This window comes from Bradyrhizobium sp. UFLA05-108 (assembly GCF_059803455.1).
On sequence record NZ_JBANAZ010000226.1, the window covers coordinates 1 to 874 of the forward strand.

Annotated in this window: 1 protein-coding gene; it reads right to left on the reverse strand. The window is 66.9% G+C overall.

Going from position 1 to position 874, the window contains the following annotated elements:
• Window positions 1–874, reverse strand: an 874-nt coding sequence (locus SO140_RS46140) for a condensation domain-containing protein (protein ID WP_498544229.1), incomplete at both ends; no start/stop codon positions are given.

Here is an 874-nt window from a genome sequence, read left to right on the forward strand (position 1 = left end):
GTCGGCAGCGCCAGACGGGCCGGCGCGCCAGATAGATTGTTGCGCCAATACTGCGCCTGGTTCGAGAGCCGCTCGCCCGACAGCCACTGCCGTTGCCAGGCGGCATAGTCCGGATAGTGGACTGCAAGCGGCGGCAGCGGATCGTCGTCTCCGGCCACAAACGCCCGGTACAGCTGACTGAGTTCATGCGCCAACACGCCCAGCGACCAGCCATCCGAGACAATATGATGCTGCGTCAGCAGGAACACGTGCTCCTCATCGCTCATCCGGATCAGCCGGCCGCGGATCAGCGGACCGCGCGCCAGATCGAACGGCGTGCGCGCCTCTTCCCTGCACAGATCCAATAGCGCCTCGTCCGCATCCGGCCTGTCCCGCAGATCGTGCTCCACGACCGGAAGCCCCGCATGCTCCGGCAGCAGCTCCATCCGGGGCTTGCCCTCCGGCGCGACAAACACGCTGCGCAGCGCCTCGTGGCGCGCCAACACACGGTCCAGGCTGCGCTGCCAGGCGCTGCGGTCGAGCCCACCCTTGAGCCGCCACGCCAGTGGAATGTGATAGTTCGTGCTGCTCTGATCCAGCTGCGCCAAAAACCACAGCCGCTGTTGCGCAAACGACAGCACAAGCGGCGCATCACGCGGCACGGCCACAATGGCCGGCAGGTCTTGCGCGCCGGAGCGGCTCAACTCATCCACGATGCTCGCGGCCAGATCGGCCAGCACCGGTTTGGCAAACAGCGTGCTCAGCGGCAGTGTGAAGCCAATGGCCTGCGAGACCCGGCTCAACAGCCGCACCGCCAGCAGCGAGTGGCCGCCGAGCGCAAAGAAGTGGTCGTGGCGTCCGACCCGCTCAACACCCAGAAGCTCGGCCCAGACCG